At 70.6% G+C, this 19,564-nt stretch carries 18 protein-coding genes; 10 read left to right on the top strand and 8 right to left on the bottom strand.

Annotation, left to right across the window (positions count from 1 at the left end; all coding sequences use genetic code 11):
* Positions 1 to 91: 91 nt before the first annotated feature.
* Positions 92 to 793 (bottom strand): nitroreductase family protein, encoded by a 702-nt coding sequence (locus tag IF64_RS0114580; RefSeq protein WP_084705869.1) that lies wholly within the window; start codon positions 791 to 793, stop codon positions 92 to 94.
* A gap of 266 nt (positions 794 to 1,059) precedes the next feature.
* Here IF64_RS0114580 and IF64_RS0114575 point away from each other — a divergent pair, with 266 nt between their 5' ends.
* The 4 genes from IF64_RS0114575 to IF64_RS0114560 all read left to right on the top strand — a co-directional run bounded on the left by IF64_RS0114575 (position 1,060) and on the right by IF64_RS0114560 (position 5,976).
* Positions 1,060 to 3,885 carry an aconitate hydratase gene (locus tag IF64_RS0114575; protein ID WP_030532651.1) on the top strand — a complete coding sequence of 942 codons (2,826 nt, stop codon included), beginning with the start codon at positions 1,060 to 1,062 and terminating at the stop codon, positions 3,883 to 3,885.
* Between the two features lie 142 nt (positions 3,886 to 4,027).
* Positions 4,028 to 4,552, top strand: a complete 525-nt coding sequence (locus IF64_RS0114570) for a TetR/AcrR family transcriptional regulator (protein ID WP_030532650.1) — start codon at positions 4,028 to 4,030, stop codon at positions 4,550 to 4,552.
* 34 nt (positions 4,553 to 4,586) lie between these two features.
* Positions 4,587 to 5,264 carry an NAD(P)H-dependent oxidoreductase gene (locus IF64_RS0114565; protein ID WP_030532649.1) on the top strand — a complete coding sequence of 226 codons (678 nt, stop codon included), beginning with the start codon at positions 4,587 to 4,589 and terminating at the stop codon, positions 5,262 to 5,264.
* A gap of 145 nt (positions 5,265 to 5,409) precedes the next feature.
* Positions 5,410 to 5,976, top strand: coding sequence for a GNAT family N-acetyltransferase (locus IF64_RS0114560; protein ID WP_030532648.1), 567 nt, complete (start codon positions 5,410 to 5,412; stop codon positions 5,974 to 5,976).
* On the opposite strand, the gene IF64_RS0114555 is transcribed toward IF64_RS0114560, so the two are convergent.
* The 5 genes from IF64_RS0114555 to IF64_RS0114535 all read right to left on the bottom strand — a co-directional run bounded on the left by IF64_RS0114555 (position 5,948) and on the right by IF64_RS0114535 (position 11,127).
* Positions 5,948 to 6,478 carry a nitroreductase family deazaflavin-dependent oxidoreductase gene (locus IF64_RS0114555; RefSeq protein WP_246134706.1) on the bottom strand — a complete coding sequence of 177 codons (531 nt, stop codon included), beginning with the start codon at positions 6,476 to 6,478 and terminating at the stop codon, positions 5,948 to 5,950. The two genes, IF64_RS0114560 and IF64_RS0114555, sit on opposite strands and share 29 nt — an antisense overlap.
* A gap of 85 nt (positions 6,479 to 6,563) precedes the next feature.
* Positions 6,564 to 7,535 carry an L-histidine N(alpha)-methyltransferase gene (egtD, locus tag IF64_RS0114550; RefSeq protein WP_030532646.1) on the bottom strand — a complete coding sequence of 324 codons (972 nt, stop codon included), beginning with the start codon at positions 7,533 to 7,535 and terminating at the stop codon, positions 6,564 to 6,566.
* Positions 7,523 to 8,365 (bottom strand): ergothioneine biosynthesis protein EgtC, encoded by an 843-nt coding sequence (gene egtC / locus IF64_RS0114545; protein ID WP_084705868.1) that lies wholly within the window; start codon positions 8,363 to 8,365, stop codon positions 7,523 to 7,525. Before egtC ends, egtD begins: the two co-directional genes overlap by 13 nt.
* A 3-nt stretch (positions 8,366 to 8,368) precedes the next feature.
* Positions 8,369 to 9,739, bottom strand: coding sequence for an ergothioneine biosynthesis protein EgtB (gene egtB, locus IF64_RS0114540; RefSeq protein WP_030532644.1), 1,371 nt, complete (start codon positions 9,737 to 9,739; stop codon positions 8,369 to 8,371).
* Positions 9,736 to 11,127 (bottom strand): glutamate-cysteine ligase family protein, encoded by a 1,392-nt coding sequence (locus tag IF64_RS0114535; protein ID WP_246134705.1) that lies wholly within the window; start codon positions 11,125 to 11,127, stop codon positions 9,736 to 9,738. Before IF64_RS0114535 ends, egtB begins: the two co-directional genes overlap by 4 nt.
* Before the next feature lie 375 nt (positions 11,128 to 11,502).
* Here IF64_RS0114535 and IF64_RS0114525 point away from each other — a divergent pair, with 375 nt between their 5' ends.
* From IF64_RS0114525 to IF64_RS27940, 5 genes are all read left to right on the top strand, one after another.
* Entirely contained in the window at positions 11,503 to 12,081 is a 579-nt protein-coding gene (locus tag IF64_RS0114525) for a TetR/AcrR family transcriptional regulator (RefSeq protein ID WP_030532642.1), read from the top strand.
* Between the two features lie 251 nt (positions 12,082 to 12,332).
* A complete protein-coding gene (locus IF64_RS0114520; protein ID WP_030532641.1) occupies positions 12,333 to 13,649 on the top strand; it encodes a hemolysin family protein in 1,317 nt (438 codons plus the stop codon).
* Entirely contained in the window at positions 13,646 to 14,692 is a 1,047-nt protein-coding gene (locus tag IF64_RS0114515; protein ID WP_030532640.1) for a hemolysin family protein, read from the top strand. The genes IF64_RS0114520 and IF64_RS0114515 overlap by 4 nt, the downstream gene beginning before the upstream one ends.
* The gene (locus IF64_RS0114510; protein ID WP_030532639.1) at positions 14,682 to 15,608 is read left to right on the top strand and encodes a hypothetical protein; all 927 of its coding nucleotides are present in this window, start codon (positions 14,682 to 14,684) and stop codon (positions 15,606 to 15,608) included. The genes IF64_RS0114515 and IF64_RS0114510 overlap by 11 nt, the downstream gene beginning before the upstream one ends.
* Before the next feature lie 86 nt (positions 15,609 to 15,694).
* Complete coding sequence (locus IF64_RS27940) at positions 15,695 to 17,068, top strand: substrate-binding domain-containing protein (RefSeq protein WP_246134704.1); 1,374 nt, start codon at positions 15,695 to 15,697, stop codon at positions 17,066 to 17,068.
* 209 nt (positions 17,069 to 17,277) lie between these two features.
* Here the strand turns inward: IF64_RS27940 and IF64_RS0114495 are convergent, their stop codons facing one another.
* The gene (locus tag IF64_RS0114495; protein WP_030532637.1) at positions 17,278 to 17,847 is read right to left on the bottom strand and encodes a MerR family transcriptional regulator; all 570 of its coding nucleotides are present in this window, start codon (positions 17,845 to 17,847) and stop codon (positions 17,278 to 17,280) included.
* Positions 17,848 to 18,118: 271 nt separating this feature from the next.
* Between IF64_RS0114495 and IF64_RS0114490 the strand changes: the two genes are divergently transcribed.
* Entirely contained in the window at positions 18,119 to 18,769 is a 651-nt protein-coding gene (locus IF64_RS0114490) for a TetR/AcrR family transcriptional regulator (RefSeq protein ID WP_030532636.1), read from the top strand.
* A 212-nt stretch (positions 18,770 to 18,981) separates the two neighbouring features.
* Here the strand turns inward: IF64_RS0114490 and IF64_RS0114485 are convergent, their stop codons facing one another.
* Positions 18,982 to 19,455, bottom strand: a complete 474-nt coding sequence (locus IF64_RS0114485) for a bifunctional nuclease family protein (protein ID WP_030532635.1) — start codon at positions 19,453 to 19,455, stop codon at positions 18,982 to 18,984.
* Between the last annotated feature and the right edge of the window lie 109 nt (positions 19,456 to 19,564).

The following is a 19,564-nucleotide window of genomic DNA, read 5'->3' as shown; positions in this document are numbered from 1 at the left end:
GACGCGTTGCTGAGCGCGGTGCGGCCGCGGCGCCCCGCGCTCAGCAACGCCCGCCGCCGGCGGCGCCATCGGGCACCGCCGGCGGCGGGCGTCAGGAGTCGCGCCTGCCCTGCGCGCCCCAGCGGTTCCAGTGCACGACCTCCTCGACCGGTGCCCGCTTGGGACGGGCCCACCGGCCCCGCGCCGGATAGCCCATGGGGATCAGTGCCATCGTCAGCGCGTCGTCGGGCAGGCCGAGCAGTTCGCGCAGTTCGCCCTCGTGTCCGGCGTACAGCGTGGTGAGCGAGGTGCCGATGCCACGCGCCCGTGCCGCCAGGCACAGGTTCTGCACGGCGCCGTAGATCGAGGACCCGGTGCGCGGGTCGTTCGCCTCGGCGGCCCCGCGCAGCACGGGGAACACCCACACCGGCGCTTCCTCGAGGTGTTCGGCCAGGTACTCGGCGCCGCGGAAGCCGGCCGGGCTCAGCCCCTCGGCCGTGCCCGCCAGGAACTCCTCCCTGCGCCGGCCGTAGGCCCGTTGCCAGTTCTCCCGGTACCACGGCGCGACCCGCTTCTTGATCTCCGGATCGGTCACCACGACCCAGCCCCAGCCCTGCCGGTTGCCTCCGGACGGGCCGCGCACGGCCGTGTCGAGGATGTCCCAGAGCACGTCGTCGGGGATGGGATCGGGCGCCAGGTAGCGCCGGGACGGCGTGGTGTTCAGCACCTCCCATGCGGTGGGCTCGGCGGGCTCGCTGGGTTCGGTGGGTTCGGTGGGTTCGGTGGGTTCGGCGGTGGACTCGGAGTCAGTCATGAGGCGGCCCTCCCCTTCACGTCGTGTGCGGCAGGCTGGCATAGGCCTATCACCGCACGGGCAGACCTGGAGGGAGTCACCCGGCGAGGGCGGGCGGATATCACACGCCGCAGGCGACATCCGCCCGTGGGCCGCCCTTGAAGAGAAAAAAGGACACGCGTACTGTTTGGGAAGCAGGGATCATCCGAGCCCACCTCTGCGGGCGCGACGGGGGTGCGCAAGACTCGGCCCTGGGTACCCGAACTAACCGCCGCATGGAGTGAGACGTGACTGCACCCGCCAGCAAGAACAGCTTCGGCGCTCGAGACACACTGAAGGTGGGTGACGCCTCGTACGAGGTGTTCCGCCTGAACAAGGTCGAGGGCTCGCAGCGGCTGCCGTACAGCCTGAAAATTCTCCTGGAGAATCTTCTGCGCACCGAGGACGGCGCCAACATCACCGCGGAGCACATCCGCGCCCTGGGTAGCTGGGATCCGAAGGCCGAGCCGGCCACCGAGATCCAGTTCACCCCCGCTCGCGTGGTCATGCAGGACTTCACCGGCGTGCCGTGTGTGGTCGACCTGGCCACGATGCGTGAGGCCGTGACCGCCCTCGGCGGCGACCCGGACAAGGTCAACCCGCTCGCCCCCGCCGAGCTGGTCATCGACCACTCGGTGATCATCGACATCTTCGGCCGCGCGGACGCCTTCGAGCGCAACGTCGAGATCGAGTACGAGCGCAACAAGGAGCGTTACCAGTTCCTGCGCTGGGGCCAGAACGCCTTCGAGGAGTTCAAGGTCGTCCCGCCGGGGACGGGCATCGTCCACCAGGTCAACATCGAGCACCTCGCGCGCACGATCATGTCCCGGAACGGCCAGGCCTACCCGGACACCTGCGTCGGCACCGACTCGCACACGACCATGGTCAACGGTCTCGGTGTGCTCGGCTGGGGCGTCGGCGGCATCGAGGCCGAGGCCGCGATGCTGGGCCAGCCCGTGTCGATGCTGATCCCGCGCGTGGTCGGCTTCAAGCTGACCGGCCAGATCCCGCCCGGCGCGACCGCCACCGACGTCGTGCTGACGATCACCGAGATGCTGCGCAAGCACGGCGTGGTCGGCAAGTTCGTCGAGTTCTACGGTGAGGGCGTCGGCGCCGTGCCGCTGGCCAACCGCGCCACGATCGGCAACATGAGCCCCGAGTTCGGCTCCACCGCCGCGATCTTCCCGATCGACGAGGAGACGCTCCGCTACCTCAAGCTGACCGGCCGCTCCGAGGAGCAGCTGGCTCTGGTCGAGACCTACTCCAAGGAGCAGGGCCTCTGGCACGACCCGGCCCACGAGCCGGAGTACTCCGAGTACCTCGAGCTCGACCTGTCCACGGTCGTCCCGTCGATCGCCGGTCCGAAGCGCCCGCAGGACCGCATCGAGCTGACCGACGCCAAGGCCTCGTTCCGCAAGTCGGTCCGCGACTACATCCAGGACGACCAGGCCACGCCGCACACGAAGATCGACGAGAAGGTCGAGGAGTCGTTCCCGGCCAGCGACGCGCCCGCGCTGTCGTTCGCCGACGAGGACGCGCTGCCGGTGCAGTCGGCCGCCAACGGTGCGACCGGCCGCCCGAGCAAGCCGGTGACCGTGCGCTCCGAGGAGCGCGGCGAGTTCGTGCTCGACCACGGCGCCGTCGTGATCGCCTCGATCACCTCGTGCACCAACACGTCGAACCCGTCGGTCATGCTCGGCGCGGCGCTGCTTGCGCGCAACGCCGTGGAGAAGGGCCTGTCGGTCAAGCCGTGGGTCAAGACCTCCATGGCGCCGGGTTCGCAGGTCGTCACCGACTACTACGAGAAGGCCGGCCTGTGGCCGTACCTGGAGAAGCTGGGCTACCACCTGGTCGGCTACGGCTGCACCACGTGCATCGGCAACTCCGGCCCGCTGCCCGAGGAGATCTCCCAGGCGATCCAGGACAACGACCTCACGGCCGTGTCGGTGCTGTCCGGTAACCGCAACTTCGAGGGCCGGATCAACCCCGACGTCAAGATGAACTACCTGGCCTCGCCGCCGCTGGTCATCGCGTACGCACTCGCGGGCACGATGGACTTCGACTTCGACAACCAGCCGCTCGGCCAGGACGAGCAGGGAGGCGACGTCTACCTGCGCGACATCTGGCCGTCGCCGCAGGAGATCCAGCAGACGATCGACTCGGCGATCACGCAGGAGATGTTCACCAAGGACTACTCCGACGTGTTCGACGGCGGCGAGCGCTGGAAGTCGCTGCCGACGCCGGAGGGCAAGACGTTCGAGTGGGACCCGGAATCCACCTACGTCCGCAAGCCCCCGTACTTCGACGGCATGCAGGCCGAGCCCGCGCCGGTCGAGGACATCTCGGGTGCGCGTGTGCTGGCGCTGCTGGGCGACTCGGTCACGACCGACCACATCTCCCCGGCAGGCGCCATCAAGGAGGACTCGCCCGCGGGCCGGTACCTCAAGGAGCACGGCCTCGACCGCAAGGACTTCAACTCGTACGGTTCCCGCCGCGGCAACCACGAGGTGATGATCCGGGGCACGTTCGCCAACATCCGGCTGCGCAACCTGCTGCTCGACGCTGTCGTCGAGGGCGGGGTCCAGGGTGGCTACACCCGCGACTTCACGCAGGAGGGCGGCCCGCAGGCGTTCATCTACGACGCGGCCCAGAACTACGCCGCGCAGGGTACGCCGCTGGTCGTGCTGGGCGGCAAGGAGTACGGCTCGGGTTCGTCGCGTGACTGGGCCGCCAAGGGCACGCGCCTGCTGGGCGTGCGTGCGGTGATCGCCGAGTCGTTCGAGCGCATCCACCGCTCCAACCTGATCGGCATGGGCGTCGTCCCGCTCCAGTTCCCCGAGGGCGAGTCGGCGAACTCGCTGGGCCTGGACGGCACGGAGACGTTCGACATCGCCGGCATCACCGCGCTGAACGACGGTGAGACGCCGTCGACGGTCAAGGTCACCGCGACCAAGACCGACGGCCAGAAGGTGGAGTTCGACGCGGTCGTGCGCATCGACACCCCCGGCGAGGCGGACTACTACCGCAACGGCGGCATCCTGCAGTACGTGCTGCGGAAGATGACCAGCGCCTGACCACCTCGACCACGAGGCGGTCCAGCCGCTGAGCTCTCAGAAGCGCCCCGTCAGGCTCCGGCCTGGCGGGGCGCTTCTGTGTTCGGACCCCGCCGGCCGATGGCGGACAGCAGATGTAAAACGATCGTGGTACCTTTGTGCGGTGACCACGACGCGCGAACGCATCATCACCAGCACCGAACCCGTCTTCGACGAGCACGGGTTCGCCGGCATCGGCGTGGACCGGCTCACCGAGGCAGCCGGGGTCTCCTCCCGCACCCTGTACAAGCACATGGGGAGCAAGACCGGGCTCATCGCCGCGGTTCTGGATGCTCGCCGGGAGCGTTTCCGCCGTGGCTTCGCCGTTTCGACGGTCGACGAGCTCTTCGATGCGTTGGCGGACTGGGTCCGCTCCGAGGGTGCACGCGGGTGCCTGTTCCTGCGCGCGCTGGGAGAGGACGGACGCGACGTCCCCGAGGTGGAGCGCGCGGTCTCGGAGTACCGGGACCTGCTCCGCCGGGTGCTGTCGTCGATCGTCGAGCAGGAAACCGGCGCCGCGGACGAACTCCTGGCCGAGCAGTTGCTCGTGGCCTTCGAGGGCGCGACCTCTGCGGCCTCCTACCGCGGACCACGGGCTGTCGAGGCCGCGCGGAGCGTAGCGCGGTCCCTGCTGGTCGCCCGTACCTGAGCCGGTCCCCTATCTGCCGAACGGAGCTTCCCTGATGCACGTGCTGACCGTCTTCTCCCACCCCTTCCGCGATCGCTACCCGGCCGCGGTGATGGAGGCGTTTCACGAGCCGTTCCGCCGGGGCGGACATTCGATCGATGTCCTCGACCTGCACCGGGAACGGTTCGATCCACGCTTCACCGAAGCCGATCACGCGCATTTCTGGGGCGGTCCGATCCCCGACGGCATCTCCGAGATGCACCGGCGCGTCGAGGCCGCCGACCGGCTCGCCATCGTCTACCCCGTCTACTGGTGGGGGATGCCCGCGATGATGAAGGGGTGGATCGAACGCGTCTTCACCGGTGGCTGGGCGTACCAGTACGGCGCCGGGGTCGACGACCGCGGCAAGCAGCCGCTCCACGCGTTGCTGCCCAGTATCCCCACGGTGCTCATCGGCGTGGGCGGGTCGAAGCAGCGAACGTATGACAAGTACGGCTACCACGAGGCGATGCGCGCGCAGATCGACGTCGGCATCTTCGTCTACTGCGGCATCGACGACGTGGAGAGTCATCTCATCTACGACGTCGAGGGCGAGCACAACGCACCCCGGCGCGAGGCCGGGCTGACGCAGGCCCGCGGAATCGCCGAGGCGTTCCTCGCACCGGAGCGGGTGCCGCGGACGACGAAGGCCGACCATCTGTCCACCCGGCAGGAACAGGTGACCTCGCGCTGATCAGGCCGACAGCCGGGCCGGAAGGCCTCGGGACCTCGGGACAGGTACTGGGTGCCTGCTCCGCCTCGACCGCCCGCGACGCGGGCTGGTCGGGCCCGGTGAATACCGGTGGCGGACCGGCCGCGGGCCGTGGTTCGGTGTCGGCATGAGCACCGTCGACGTCTCCCACGATGTGTTCCGTCAGCTACCGGTCCTGACCGGCGACCGGGTGCGCCTGGAACCGCTGGCACCGTCGCATCTGGACGGCATGATGCGGATGCTCTCCGATCCGGAGGCGCGCAGGCTCACCGGTACACATCGGACGTTCGACGAGGACGAGGTCCGCGACCATCTCGCCGCGTTGCCGTTACGGGGCGACAGGGCGCACTGGGCGATCACCGACGACGGCGCGTTCCTGGGTGAAGCGGTGCTGCACGAACTGGACCCACCCAATGCGAGTGTGCAGTTCCGCATCTGCCTGGTCGGGCCGGAGGTGTTCGGCCGTGGTTACGGCACCGAGGCCACGCGCGCGGTGGTGGACTACGCGTTCGACGTGGCGGGGCTGCACCGGGTGGGGCTCGAGGTGTTCGACTTCAACGTGCGGGCGCAGCGTTCGTACGAGAAGTGCGGCTTCGTGCGGGAAGGGGTCCACCGCGGCGCGCTGTGGTGGAACGGGATCTGGCACGACGTGATCGCGATGGGCATCATCGCGAGCGATCCGCGTCCGGCGTGAGTACGAAGATCGGGAAGTCGCGGCCCGCTTCGTCGCGTTCCATCGCGTAGCCGGGCCAGAAGGCCAGCAACCGGCGCCACGTCGCCTCCCGGTCCATACCGGTCAGTTCCCGAGCCTGGACGGCCGTAGCCCGCCCACCGACGACGACGCATGCGCGCGGATCGGCGCGCAGATTGTGGGCCCAGGCGGGCTCGCTCGGCCGCCCCCAGTTGGAGCCGGTGACGATGTAGGCGTCGCGATCGGGCAGGTACAGCAGGTTGGTCTCCCGCGGCAGACCGGTGCGCCTGCCCGTGGTGACGAGCCGCATCGAGGGCAGTCCCGCGATCCCCACGAGCGTCACCCGGCCCCGGGAGAGCCGCTGCAACCGCGCATCGGCCCACACGATGGCGGGCGCGAGCCGCATGAGTCCCCGCCGCCTGCCGAGCACGCGGGCCAACGCGGGCAACGGATTGCGGCCACGCCAGGACCTCAGCGACCGAGGCGCACGGGGAGTCGACGGCATACCGGACATTCGACCACCCGCACTCCCCTGCCCGCATCCGGATTCTCCCGGATCCGTCTCCGTCAGAGCGCCGGGTGCCGACGACTCAGGTGGCTTTGGCGAGGGAGACTCCGAACCGTGCCTCGGCGTCTGTCCACCAGTGTTCGAGGGCGAAGCCGGCGTCGGCGAGTTCGGTGCGCACACCGTCCTCACGGAACTTCGCGGACACCTCCGTACGCACCTCCTCCCCCGCCGCGAACGACACCTCCAGGTCCGCACCCGGGATCCGCACCACCAGGTCCCTGCGCGCACGCAGGCGCATTTCGATCCATTCGTGCTCGGCGTCCCACGCCGCGACGTGGTCGAAATCGGCCGGATCGACGTCGGCACCCAGGCGTTCGGCCAGCACCGCCAGGACGTTCCGGTTGAACTCGGCCGTCACGCCGGCCTCGTCGTCGTAGGCACGCACCAGCGTGCGCGGATCCTTCACCAGGTCGGTGCCCAGCAACAACCATTCGCCGGGCGCCAGCACGTCCCGCACCGAGCGCAGGAACTTCGCCCGCTCTGCCGGCAGGAAGTTGCCGATCGTGCCGCCGAGGAACACCACGAGCCGGGGGCGCGTACCCGGCAACACGCCCAGATTCTCCGTGAAGTCGCCGACGACGCCGTGCACGTCCAGGCCCGGGTAGTCGGCTGCGATCGCCTCGGCGGCCGCGGTCAACGCCGAGGCCGACACGTCCTGCGGTACGAACTCCCGCACGGTCCCGTGCCGCCGCAGGCCGTCCAACAGTGCCCGCGTCTTCTCGCTCGAGCCGGCGCCCAGCTCGACCAGCGTGCGCGCGTCGGTCGCCGCGGCGATCGCCTGCGACTCCCGCACGAGGATCTCCCGTTCGGCCCTCGTCGGGTAGTACTCCGGCAGCGCCGTGATCCGATCGAACAGCTCACTGCCCCGCGCGTCGTAGAACCACTTGGCGGGCAGCCGCTTCCGCTCCGCCGACAGTCCTTCCCGGACATCCCGCCGTAGCTGTTCGTCGGTGTCGGCACTGCTGCGGTGGGTGTCGATCCTCACGTGCTGCACGTCTGGCTCCCCTCATTGCCGGCCGGACCGCCGGCCGGGTTTGCGATGGCGGTGGTGGTGACGCGGATCCCCTCGTCCACTCCCTCCGCTCCGTCCGGTTCGTCCATCGCGGACGCCGGCGCCGACGCCGTCACGAGGCTGCCGTCGGGGACGGCCTGCCATGCCGGATCGTCGTCGTACGGTTCGGAGGCCAGTTCGAAGCCGTCGGGCGAGACCCGCATGGCGAGTGCGTGCGTCCACGCGGTCGCCACGAGCATGCCCGGACGCGCCAGCAGCAGGTTCAGCCGCGAACCGGGCGCCGCGCGTTCCACATCGGACACCAGCTGGGCGACCTCGGCGGCCGGGTCGGCCCCCTCGGCCAGCCGCCTGCGCAGCACCGCCCACAGCAGCGCCGAATCGGTGCGCGCGTCCAGCCGCAGCAGCTCCGCGGCGGGCAGTTTCTCGGCCAGTCCGGCCACGGAATCGGGCCAGCCGCGCACGACACCGTTGTGGCTGAAGATCCAATGACCGTCCAGCATCGGGGCACAGGCCGCCTCATCGACGGGCATTCCCGGGGTCCCGGACCGCACCGCGCCGACGAACAGCGGTGACCGCACGGTCTGCGCCAGCCGGGGCGCCGACTCGTCGGTCCACAACGGATTCGCGCGCCGGTAGCGGACCGGATCCCCGTCGTCGGCGATCCAGGCGAAGCCGAACCCGTCGGCGTTCACGGTGCCGCCGCCCCGCATGTCCCGTGGCGCGTACGACTGCACGAGCAACGAGTGCGGCGCGTCGAACCACGCCCGTGCAGGCGAGCGGGGACGGCCGAGGTAGGCCACGTGCCGGCACACGGTTCAGCCCTCGCCAGGGGCCAGATCGCGGGCGCACCGGAACCCGGTGAAGATCTGCCTGCGAATCGGGAAGTCCCAGTTGCGGAACGTGCCACGGATCGCCACCGGATCGGTCCCGAACGACCCCCCGCGCAGCACCTTGTACCGACCGCCGAAGAACACCTCCGAGTACTCGGCGTACGGGAAGGCCTGAAAGCCCGGATAGCCGGCGAAGTCGCTGGAGGTCCACTCCCACACGTCGCCGATCAGCTGGTGCACCCCCAGCGGGGACGCACCGGCCGGATAGGCGCCGACGGGCGCAGGGCGCAAATGCCGCTGCCCCAGGTTGGCGTGGTCGGGGCCCGGTTCGTCGTCGCCCCAGGGGTACCGGCGTGAGCGTCCGGTCGCCGGGTCGTGGCGCGCCGCCTTCTCCCACTCCGCCTCGGTGGGCAGGCGCCGCCCCGCCCACGCCGCGTACGCCTCGGCCTCGTGGAACGACACGTGCAGCACCGGTTCGTCGTCGGGCACGGGTTCGTAGACGCCGAACCGCCTGCGCCACCAGCGGCCGCCGTCGAACCGCCAGAACCGGGGCGCGGTGATGCCGTGGGCGGTGATGTAGTCCCAGCCTTCGGTGCTCCACCACCGTGGATCCCGGTAGCCGCCCGCGTCGACGAACGCGGCGTACCGGTCGCAGGTCACCGGGAACGTGTCGATGGCGAACCCGTCGACGAACACCTCGTGCGCGGGGCGTTCGTTGTCGAGCGCCCACGGTTCGGCCGACGTGCCCATCACGAACCGACCGGCAGGCACCACCACCTCCTCGGGCGCCGGACCGGCCCTGCGGACCGGCGGTGCGGGCGCATGCAGCAGCGGTTCGCCGCGGCGCAGCTGGTGGGTCGCCAGCATCGTCTCGTCGTGCTGCTGCTCGTGCTGGGCGATCATGCCGAACGCGAAGGCCGATTCGGTGAGTCTGCGGCCCTCCATCGGAGCGGATTCGAGGGTGTCGAGCGCCTTCCTGCGCACCTGGTCGACGTAGGCGCGCGCTTCGGCCGGGCCCAGCAACGGCAGTGCCGGGCGGTCGGCGCGGGCATGCCGGAACGCGTCGTAGAGCTCGTCGATGTCGGGGCGCAGCGGCTCGCGTCCGCCGACGTCGCGCACGAGCCAGATCTCCTCCTGACTTCCGACATGCGCCAGGTCCCACACCAGCGGGGACATCAACCGGGAATGCTGCCGGGTCAGTTCGTCGTCGTCGATGTCGGTCAGGGCCGCGGTGCGCGTGCGCGCGCGTTCGAGCGCGGCAGCGGCGCGGACCCGGATGTCCTCGGGTGCCACGTTCCCGTTCGCCGTCGCGGACGGGGTGCGAGCGGGCGTCTGTGGTGAGGTCTCGGTGCTCATGGCGTCCTCCTCCTGGTGGGCTGCGATCCCGATTCCGAACCCGATGCCGAACCCGGTTCCGATGGCGATTCCGGTTCCGATGGCCTCCGGGCCGGGTTGCCGGCGGGCCGCTGGTGCGGCAGTCGCGGCCGGGCGAGACGGGCGTGGACGGCGGTGGTGATCTCGTCGACGGCGCGCGGCGCGAGCCCGAGCCCGCCCAGCTCGGTGCAGCCGAGCTCGACGACGTGGGCCGCGACCCGCGCGAGGTCGGGGTCGGCGAGCCCGCGCCGCGCCGCGGTGTCCCATCGGCCGTCGACGGACTCGCACAGGTCCAGCACCCGGTCCGTTGTGGCCGGGCGGTGCAGCAGTGCCGCGAGCACGGCCACCGGGTCGACCCACCGCCCCGGCGGCTGGGCGTCGAGGTACCGCACCTCGAGGTGACCTCTCGGCCGCACCGGGGTGAACAGGGTGGTGAGGTGGTAGTCGAGGTCGCCGACCGTGGGCGGGGGCCATCCACGTGCCGCCCCGCGGCGGGCGATCCAGTCGGCGAAGGTCAGCCTGCCGGGCGCGTCCCACGGACCTTCGGGTCTGCGCCGCACCATCAGCGGCGTGTCGAGGACCCGGCGCGCCCACGTCACGGCCGGGTCGTGGTCGGCGGAACCCGGGCGGGTGCGCGCGGGTTCGGTATCCATCACCGACAGCCAGCGGGCGCTGGCGTGCCCGGTGTCGCGACCGGCGTGCCGCGACGAGTTGGCGAACAGGGCGAGCAGGACCGGCCCCAGCGCGTGCAGGGCCGCCCACCGTGCGGGCAGCTGTTCCGGGGCTCCGGCGTCGAGACACACCTGCACCGCGGCGGTACTGCACATCATCGTGATGCCGCCGCTGCCGCGTGCGGCGAAGCGCCGCTCCATCGCGGCGTACCGCTCGGTGTCGAGGACACGCCGCGGCCGTCGCACCGGGTCGATCGCCGCGGCGCCGAGGACGAGTCCCTCGCCGGCGAGTGCGGCGGTGACATGGTCGAGATCGGAGTCGGCCGCGGCGATGAGCCCACCGAGTGTGGGGTGCGGACGGGTCGAGATCTCCACCTGCCCGCCGGGTTCGACGGACAACGCCGAGCCTGCGGGAAGTTCCGCGGGCGTGGCGGGAACGAGCGGAACGGGTGGAGGGTGTGGCGCAGCGGGGACTGCCGGGGCGGCAGGGCGCGTGGGATCGGCGGAGACGGTACGGGCGAGCGTGGGCGGAGCATGGTTGCCGAGGGCCCGCCGGAGTCGCTCGGGATCGACCGGTGCGGCGGGGTCGGCGTGGTCGTGGACGAGGTGTTCGAGTTCGACGCCGACGAGCCGCGGCGGACCGTGCTTGAAACAGACCGACGCGACGTACGCCTCGCCCTCGGCACGGTCGGCGATCACGCGCGCGGCGTGATCGCGCGCCGACGTGTCCGGCTCCGCGGGGACCGCCGGGTCCGGCGGCTTTCCCTGCGGTGGCCCGGAAGGCGCCCGCGAGGGGGACCGGGAGGGTTGGGGAGAAGGTCGGTGCGAGGGACTGACAGGACCGTGCATCGCCGTCATGCGACCACCCGTATTCGGTAGGGCCGGATCGGTTCGGGGCCGTCGTGCCGGACGTTACCGGGAGGGTCCGACAGTCGCAGGCCGTCGAACGCGAATCGGCCCGATTCACCCCGCATGCCCGGATCCGGGTTCGAGTTCGCCGGAGCGGCCGAGACCACAATCGCAGTACGTACGTACGGTTTGCGTCGGGTCACTGCCCGGTGTCAAGATCGATGAATGCCACGCGTGAGCCAGGACCACCTCGACGCGCGCAGGCGCCAGATCCTCGACGGCGCCCGCGCGTGCTTCGGGCGTTTCGGCTACGAGGGCGCCACGGTCCGCAGGCTCGAGGAGGCGACCGCACTGTCCCGCGGCGCCATCTTCCACCACTTCCGGGACAAGGAGTCGCTGTTCCTCGCACTCGCCGAGGACGACGCGGCCCGCATGGCCGACGTCGTGGCCGAACAGGGTCTCGTCCAGGTCATGCGCGACCTGCTCTCGGGCGAGTCGCAACACCCGGCCGACTGGCTCGGCACCCGGCTCGAGGTGTCCCGCAGACTCCGCACCGACCCCGAGTTCCGTGGCCGCTGGGCCGAGCACTCGCAGCAGCTGACGACCGCGACGCGGAAACGTCTCGAATGGCAGCGCCGGTCCGGCAACCTCCGGGACGACATCTCCGTCGAGGTGCTCGCGGACTACCTCCAGCTCGTCCTGGAAGGTCTCGTGTCACACCTGGCGATGGGACTGCCTGCCGACGACCTGGAACCGGTGCTGGACGTCGTCGAGGACAGCGTCCGCAGGCATCGCGGCGAGTGAGGCCCACCCTGCGCGCGAGCGGCCGCGGGGAACACCACGCGTGTCGTCACCGTTTGTCCTGGTTAGGATGACCCGCATTTCCTGTTCGATTCTCTTGTCCGAGGAGTGACGTCGTTCGTGCGCGATGCGCCATCGCCGGGTGACAGTATTCGGCCGGGTGACAGGCCCGGCTCCCCGTTCTCCCCTCCGGTGTCCCTCGTGATTCCCGTTCCCGCCCGCCCCCGCGGCCCGCTCAGGGGCGGCGCGTTCTGATGGATGTCGTCCTCACCATCGGCGGCCTGCTGTTCGTCGTGCTGCTCACCGTCGGCACCGGACTCGCCGTGGCCGCCGAGTTCTCCCTGACCACGCTCGAACGCAGCACCATCGAGGCCAACGTGCGCCAGGTCGGCGACCGGCGTTCGCGCACCGTCCTCAAGGCGCACCGCACGCTGTCGTTCCAGCTCTCGGGCGCGCAGGTGGCGATCACGCTCACCACCCTCGTCACCGGTTACGTCGCCGAGCCGCTGCTCGGCCAGGTGATCCGCCCTGTGTTGACCGCCGTCGGACTGCCCGAGCGCGCCGTGGGCGGCACGTCGCTCGTGGTGTCGATGTTGCTGGCCACGACGCTGTCGATGGTCATCGGCGAGATGGTGCCGAAGAACCTGGCCGTCGCACTGCCGCTGCGGACCGCTCGCGCCGTCGCCGGCTACCACTCCCGCTTCTCGGCCCTGTTCCGCTGGCTCATCACGTTCATGAACAACAGCGCGAACTGGGTCGTGCGCAAGGTCGGGATCGAACCGCAGGAGGAACTGCGCTCGGCACGCTCCCCGCAGGAGCTCGGCTCGATCGTGCGCACCAGCGCCGCGAGCGGCACGCTCGACGTGGCGACCGCGCACCTGCTGGACCGTTCACTGCGGTTCGGCGAGCGCACCGCCGACGAGCTGATGACCCCGCGCGTGCGCGTGGAATCCCTGCACGTCGACGACACCGTCGAGGACCTCGTCGAGCTGTCCCGGCGCACCGGCACCTCGCGGTTCCCCGTCTACCGCGAGGATCTCGACGACGTGCAGGGCGCCGTCCACGTCAAACAGGCCTTCACGGTGCGCGCCGACGAACGCGGGTCGGTGCCGGTGAGCTCGGTGATGCGGCCGGTGCCGACCGTGCCGGAGTCCCTGCCCGGCGACGCACTGCTCGACCGGCTCAGGGCGTCGCGTTTCCAGCTCGCGATCGTGGTCGACGAGTACGGCGGCAGCGCCGGACTGGTGACGCTCGAGGACGTCGTCGAGGAGATCATCGGTGACGTCCGCGACGAGCACGACGAGCGCGAGCAACCGACCTCGCAGCGGATCGGCACCGACAGCTGGGCCGTCTCGGGCCAACTGCGCGACGACGAGGTCCTCGAGATCACCGGCTTCAAGATGCCCGAGGGCGACTACGAGACGATCGCGGGCCTCGTGCTGGAACGCCTCGGCCGTATCCCGCAGCCCGGCGACACCGTGGACGTCGAGGGCTGGCGGCTCACCGTCACCGAGATGGACCGCCACCGCGTCGCCGAGGTGCGGATCGAACCCGGGGAGGCGCCGGCATGAACGACTGGGTCGCGATCTCCCTCATCGCCGTCCTGCTGGCGCTCAACGCCTTCTTCGTCGGCGCGGAGTTCGCCCTGATCTCCTCGCGCCGCGATCGGCTCGAGGCGCTGCTCGAGCAGGGCAAGGGCCGAGCGAAGATCGTCATCAAGGCGAGCCAGAACGTCTCGCTCATGCTGGCGGGCGCCCAGCTCGGCATCACGATCTGCTCGCTGCTGCTGTTGCAGTTCGGCGAACCCGCGGTGGCCCACCGGCTCGAGGCGGGCGTGCACGCACTCGGCCTGCCCATCCCGGTGTACGTCGTGCACGCGGTGGCCTTCACGGTCACACTCATCGCGATCACCCTGCTGCACGTACTGGTCGGCGAGATGGTGCCGAAGAACATCGCGATCGCCGAGCCCGAACGCATGGCACTGTGGCTCGTCCCGGTGCACGTGGCGTGGGTGCGCCTGGTCAAACCGTTCATCTGGCTGCTCAACGGCGTCGCCAACGGCATCCTGCGGCTGATGCGTGTCCAGCCGAAGGACGAGGTCGACACCGGGTACACCTCCGACGAACTCGCCGCGCTGCTGAGCGAGTCCCGCAGGGAGGGGTTGATCGAGCAGGCCGAGCACCGCAGGCTCACCCAGACCCTGTCGTCGGCCGACAAGACGGTCGCCGACATCATCGTGCCGATGAGCGAGCTGCGGACCGTCCCCGATCGCCCGACCCTCGGCGACGTCGAGGACGCCGTGTCCGCGACCGGCTTCTCCCGGTATCCGTTGCGTGCCGACGACGGCAGGCTGGTCGGCTACCTGCACGTCAAGGACGTGCTCGACCAGGTGGGCGACGATCCCTCCTCCCCCGTGCCCGCCGGCAAGATCCGCCGGCTGACGCAGCTGCCCGTACACGCCCGGCTCGACACGGCACTGTCGGCCATGCGGAGGGAAGGCAGCCATCTGGCCACGGCTGCCGACGACGCGGGCCGTGTGGTCGGCGTGGCGGCGCTGGAGGACCTCGTCGAGGAGTACGTCGGCACGGTGCGGGACGGCACGCATGTCACCTGAGCCCGCGCCGCTCGTACTCGCCGAGCCGGACTGGCGCGCCCGCGAGGAGGCGCACGTCGAGCGCATGCGCGTGTGGACCCGGCCGCATCAGCAACGTCGCTCCCGCGGCGAGAAGCATCCGGTGCTGGACTTCCTGTTCACGTACTACTCGCTGCCGCCCGCCCAGCTCGAACGCTGGCAGCCCGGCACGGGTGTCGTGCTGACCGGGCCCGGCGCCCGCCGGTTCCTGGACCGCACCGGCTACGTCGCCGTGGATCCCGCGTCCCCGCACGACGCCGGTGTACGGGTCGACCCGGCCGCGTTCACGTCCAAACGCGCACGGATGGCGCGGCACGTGCTCGCGCTGCTCGAGGCCACAGCTGCCCGTGCGCCACGCCTGAGCTGTTTCGGGCTTCACGAATGGGCGATGGTGTATCGACACCCAGCGGATCAGGTACGTCACGCGCAGTTACCCCTGCGCCTGGGCTCGGACGGCACGGACGAGGTCGTCGAGAGTCTGGACATCCGCTGCGGCCACTACGACGCCTTCCGGTTCTTCACCGAACCCGCCCGGCCGCTCAACAGTCTCCAGCCGACCAGGGAGACGCAGCGCGACCTGGACCAACCGGGATGCCTCCACGTCGGCATGGACCTCTACAAGTGGGCCTACAAGCTGGGTCCGCTCACGCCGTCCGAACTGCTGGCGGACTGCTTCGAGCTCGCGGCAGACATCCGCGTGCTCGACATGCGGGCCAGCCCGTACGACCTGTCCTCGCTCGGCTACGATCCCGTGCGCATCGAAACCCCCGAGGGCAGGGCGGAGTACGCACGCCGGCAGGCCGCGTTCACTCGTCGGGCCGCCCCGCTACGCGAACGACTGATCACCCTCTACCGCGGGTTGCTCTCGGGAACCGACGTCCGATCCGAATCACACTGATTCGACGCGCTCGGCTGTTAGGGTGGTTACGTTTTTGTCACGTCGACAGAGTGTAGTCAGCACTCGACGCACGCGAGAGGACGCGAATGGGGCGGCACAGCAGAGCCGACGATCCGGCTCCCGAGCAGCCTGATCCGCAGACGACGACCGGCAGACGCGGCCGGTCCTCGTACTGGTTCAGCGACACGACGACTCCGCCCGCGGCATACCGCGGCGCGCCCGGCTACGCCCCTGCACCGGACGAGGTCCGGGAGACACGGCCTGCCATGCATGCCGTCGGCGACACCGAGAACGCACCCCGCCCGACTCCCCGGCCCCGGCGCTCCGCCGACCGCGGCGCCCGCCGCGTCGCCCCCCGCCCGGTTCCCGAGGTCGAGCGCACGATCCCCGCGATGCCCGCTCCCTCGGCACCGACCGCCACGCCCGCGCCGCCGGCGGGCGCCGCACCCCAGCACCCGCACGTACCCGCCTCACCGGAGGCCGGCGCGTCCCGTCCACGCTTTCACGACGGCGACCAGCGCGACCCCACATCCCACGCCGGCGCATCCCACTCCGCCGCACCCGACACCGTCGCACCCCATGCCGGCGCGTCCGAAGACGAGGCACCCGACGCCGGTGAGCACGCCTCCGACGGCGCCCCGTCGGCCGACGAGCCGAGCGCGCCCGTCAGCCGCACCACGTCGACCGGTACGCAGGGCCGGGTGAGCTCCACGGGCAGGCACAGCACCGTCGGGTCCACCGGCGGACACCGTGCCGTGACGTCGACGGGCGGCCACCGCACCGTGAGCTCCACCGGCAGTCACCGCACAGTCACCTCGACCGGCAGTCACCGCGCGGTGACGTCGACGGGCGGGCACCGCACGGTCACCTCGACGGGAAGTCATCGCGCCGTCGAGACGACGTCGAAGCGCCGCCGGGTCGCCGCGTGGCCGATCGCCTGCGGCATCCTCGTCGTACTCATCGTGGCCGGCATCTTCGGCTGGAACTGGGCCGACGGCGTCCTGTCCAACCGGGCCGAGGCGCAGGCCGCCGCGTGCCAGGAGGGCACGGCCACCCTGCGCGTGGCCACCGCGCCGGGTGCGGCCGACGCCGTCCGGCAGGCGGCCAAGTCGTGGAACGCGGACAAGACGGTGGTCCACGGCCACTGCATCGACATCACCGTGCAGCCGGGAACACCCCAGGTGGTCTTCGACGACCTCACCGGCAACCGTGCACGCGGTACGCCTGCGGCCTGGATCATGGACGACCCGTCCTGGACCGAGAAGCTCGAATCGACGCAGCCGGAGCGCATCGGCGCCTCCCCGGAAACGATCGCCGAGACCTCCGACGGCTCGTTCACCTACCTCAGCCTGGCCGGGGACGGCGTCGACAGCATCCAGCAGCGTGCCGCGCAGTCGTTCCAGGCCTACCTGGCCAAGCCCGCCCAGCAGAAGGCCTTCGCCGGGCAGGGCGGCCGCTGACCCTCGCACCCCAGTCACGTCCGTTCACGTCGGCCCGGCCCGGTCCCCAGCGATCGGCCGGGCCGACGTGCTGTCGGGACCCGCTCGGTCGGCTGACCGCACACTGTCGACCAGCAGTATAGGACGTTATACATTCGTCGCGCCCCCCGGATACGGCAAGGCCGCCGCCACGCAGTCGTGACGACGGCCTGAACATGAGGGGGCGCGTCTCAGCCCGTGCGGCGGGCCTTCCGGCGTTCGGACAACTCGTCGCGGACAGGAGTCTCGAGTTCGCCTCCGTCGGCCCGCTCGGCGGGGAACTCGTGCAGCGAACCCGTGATCTCCTGCATCGCGCCACTGACGGCGATCCCGAAGACGCCCTGGCCACCCTGCAGGAGATCGACGATCTCCTCGGGCGAGGTGCACTCGTAGACGGTCGTGCCGTCGGAGAACAGCGTCACCCGCGCCAGGTCGCGCACTCCCCTGCCGCGCAGGTGGTCGACCGCCACGCGGATGTTCTGCAGAGAGATACCGGTGTCGAGCAGCCGCTTGATGATCTTCAGGACCAGCAGGTCCTTGAACGAGTACAGCCGCTGCGAACCCGAACCGTGCGCGGTCCGGATGCTGGGCGCGATCAGCTTGGTCCGCGCCCAGTAGTCGAGCTGCCGGTAGGTGATGCCGGCGATCTGACACGCCGCCGGGCCACGGTAGCCAACCAGCTCGTCAGGCAGCGAGTCATCGGGGAACAGTTCGCCCTGCTCCCCGCCGTCGATACCCCTGATCGAACTGTCGTCGACCACGCACGCCTCCTCTCGTCCGGCCACGCGGCCGACGAAACAAGACCGCCGGCCCGGATGGCCGACCGGTACGACACACGCGCAGCGGTGCCGCGAGGTATCGGCACCGGCGCGATTCATCGTCCTTCGAACGGTATGCCCACCCCATCCGGCGGTCAACGCGACGCGCGGGCACGCGGGCGACATCTCGACTCGAATGCCGAGCCATGTGCCGTTCACCCGAGATGACAGCTCACCCCTTGCGCGATTTACTCCGCTGAGTCATTATTTACTCATGCAGGTAAACAGGGAGTCCGCCCCGCAGGGCCTCAGCGAGTTCGGCGCCGGTGCCGGGCTCACCGTGACCGAGGACGCGCGGCGCAGACAGATCATCGACGCCACCGTCGAGACCGTGGCCGAGCTCGGCTACCGCCGGACCTCGTTCGCACGCATCGTGGAACGCGCCGGACTGTCGAGCACCCGGATGGTCTCGTACCACTTCGCCAACAAGAGCGAGCTGATGGCGGCCACGCTCGGCGCGATCATCGACAAGCGGGACGCGTTCGTCACGGCACGTCTCGAATCGGAGACCGCCGAGCAGGACCTCCGGAAGCTGCTGCTCGGACATCTCCGCGCCGAGCTCGCCTTCCTTGCCGGACACCCCCGGGAGTCGACCGCACTGGTCGAGATCGGTGCGCACGCCGAGTCCGACGGCGTGTCGGCGCAGGTCGTGCAGGCGGTACAGGTGGGCAGGTTCGAACGGCAACTCGGCCAGGGCATCCGCGCCGGGGTGTTCCGCGAGCTCGACCCCCGGGTGACAGCGCTGGCCATGCGCCAGGCCGTCGACGGGGTCACGCTCCGGCTCCGCCACGAGCCCGACCTCGACGTGGAGGCCTACGGGCGAGAACTGGCCGAGCTGTTCGACCGCGCCATCCGCGCCGACTGATCCCACCGGCCGCGAAACAGCTGGCCACAACAGCCGGCCGAACAGCAGCCGCCGGAAAGGACAGCCGGCCAACGACAACCGGCCAACCACAACGGCCGCGGTCGGTGATGCAGGGCATCGCCGACCGCGGCCGTGGTTGTCGTCGAATCGCACGCGCCCTACTGCGACCCTGGGGCCGGAAGTGTCCGGGCGGAGGTCCGATCGGGTTCGGTTCAGGTGTCCGCGCCGCGGAAGTCCTCCGGGGAGACCGAGTCGAGGAACTCGCGGAACTTCTCGACCTCGTCCTCCTGCTCGTCCGGGATGATGAGCCCGGCTTCTTCCAGGACGCCCTCCTCGGCGTGGATGGGCACGCCCATCCGCAGCGCGAGCGCCACGGAGTCGCTCGGCCGCGCCGAGACCCGCACGTCCCCGTCGAAGACGAGCTCGGCGAAGAACGTGCTCTCCTGCAGGTCGGTGATGATCACCTGCTCGAGGTCCCTGCCGAGCCCACCGATGACGTCCTTGAGCAGGTCGTGGGTCAGCGGACGCGCCGGCCGCACACCCTGCTGTTCCAAGGCGATCGCGGTCGCCTCCACCGAGCCGATCCAGATCGGCAGGTACCGCTCGCCTTCCGTCTCCCGCAGCAACAAGATCGGCTGGTTCGCGGGCAGCTCGACCCGGACGCCGACGACGCGCATCTCGCTCATCGGGCTTCGCCTCCCTCTCCTGCGCGGGCTGCAGCGCTTCGCTGAGGATCCGACACTCGGCGCTGCCCCGCGGTGGTCACCGCGCGGACACCGTCGACGCTACCCGTCA

It is taken from the genome of Prauserella rugosa (assembly GCF_000719975.1).
In the GTDB taxonomy this organism is placed as follows: domain Bacteria; phylum Actinomycetota; class Actinomycetes; order Mycobacteriales; family Pseudonocardiaceae; genus Prauserella; species Prauserella rugosa.
This window is presented reverse-complemented; position numbering and strand designations above follow the sequence as displayed.

Coding starts and splice junctions, on each gene's coding strand:
- IF64_RS0114580 (WP_084705869.1), bottom strand. CDS start 793: ATGACTGACTCCGAGTCCACCGCCGAACCCACCGAACCCACCGAACCC.
- IF64_RS0114565 (WP_030532649.1), top strand. CDS start 4,587: ATGCACGTGCTGACCGTCTTCTCCCACCCCTTCCGCGATCGCTACCCG.
- IF64_RS0114560 (WP_030532648.1), top strand. CDS start 5,410: ATGAGCACCGTCGACGTCTCCCACGATGTGTTCCGTCAGCTACCGGTC.
- IF64_RS0114555 (WP_246134706.1), bottom strand. CDS start 6,478: ATGCCGTCGACTCCCCGTGCGCCTCGGTCGCTGAGGTCCTGGCGTGGC.
- egtB (WP_030532644.1), bottom strand. CDS start 9,739: ATGAGCACCGAGACCTCACCACAGACGCCCGCTCGCACCCCGTCCGCG.
- IF64_RS0114525 (WP_030532642.1), top strand. CDS start 11,503: ATGCCACGCGTGAGCCAGGACCACCTCGACGCGCGCAGGCGCCAGATC.
- IF64_RS0114520 (WP_030532641.1), top strand. CDS start 12,333: ATGGATGTCGTCCTCACCATCGGCGGCCTGCTGTTCGTCGTGCTGCTC.
- IF64_RS0114515 (WP_030532640.1), top strand. CDS start 13,646: ATGAACGACTGGGTCGCGATCTCCCTCATCGCCGTCCTGCTGGCGCTC.
- IF64_RS0114510 (WP_030532639.1), top strand. CDS start 14,682: ATGTCACCTGAGCCCGCGCCGCTCGTACTCGCCGAGCCGGACTGGCGC.
- IF64_RS27940 (WP_246134704.1), top strand. CDS start 15,695: ATGGGGCGGCACAGCAGAGCCGACGATCCGGCTCCCGAGCAGCCTGAT.
- IF64_RS0114490 (WP_030532636.1), top strand. CDS start 18,119: ATGCAGGTAAACAGGGAGTCCGCCCCGCAGGGCCTCAGCGAGTTCGGC.
- IF64_RS0114485 (WP_030532635.1), bottom strand. CDS start 19,455: ATGAGCGAGATGCGCGTCGTCGGCGTCCGGGTCGAGCTGCCCGCGAAC.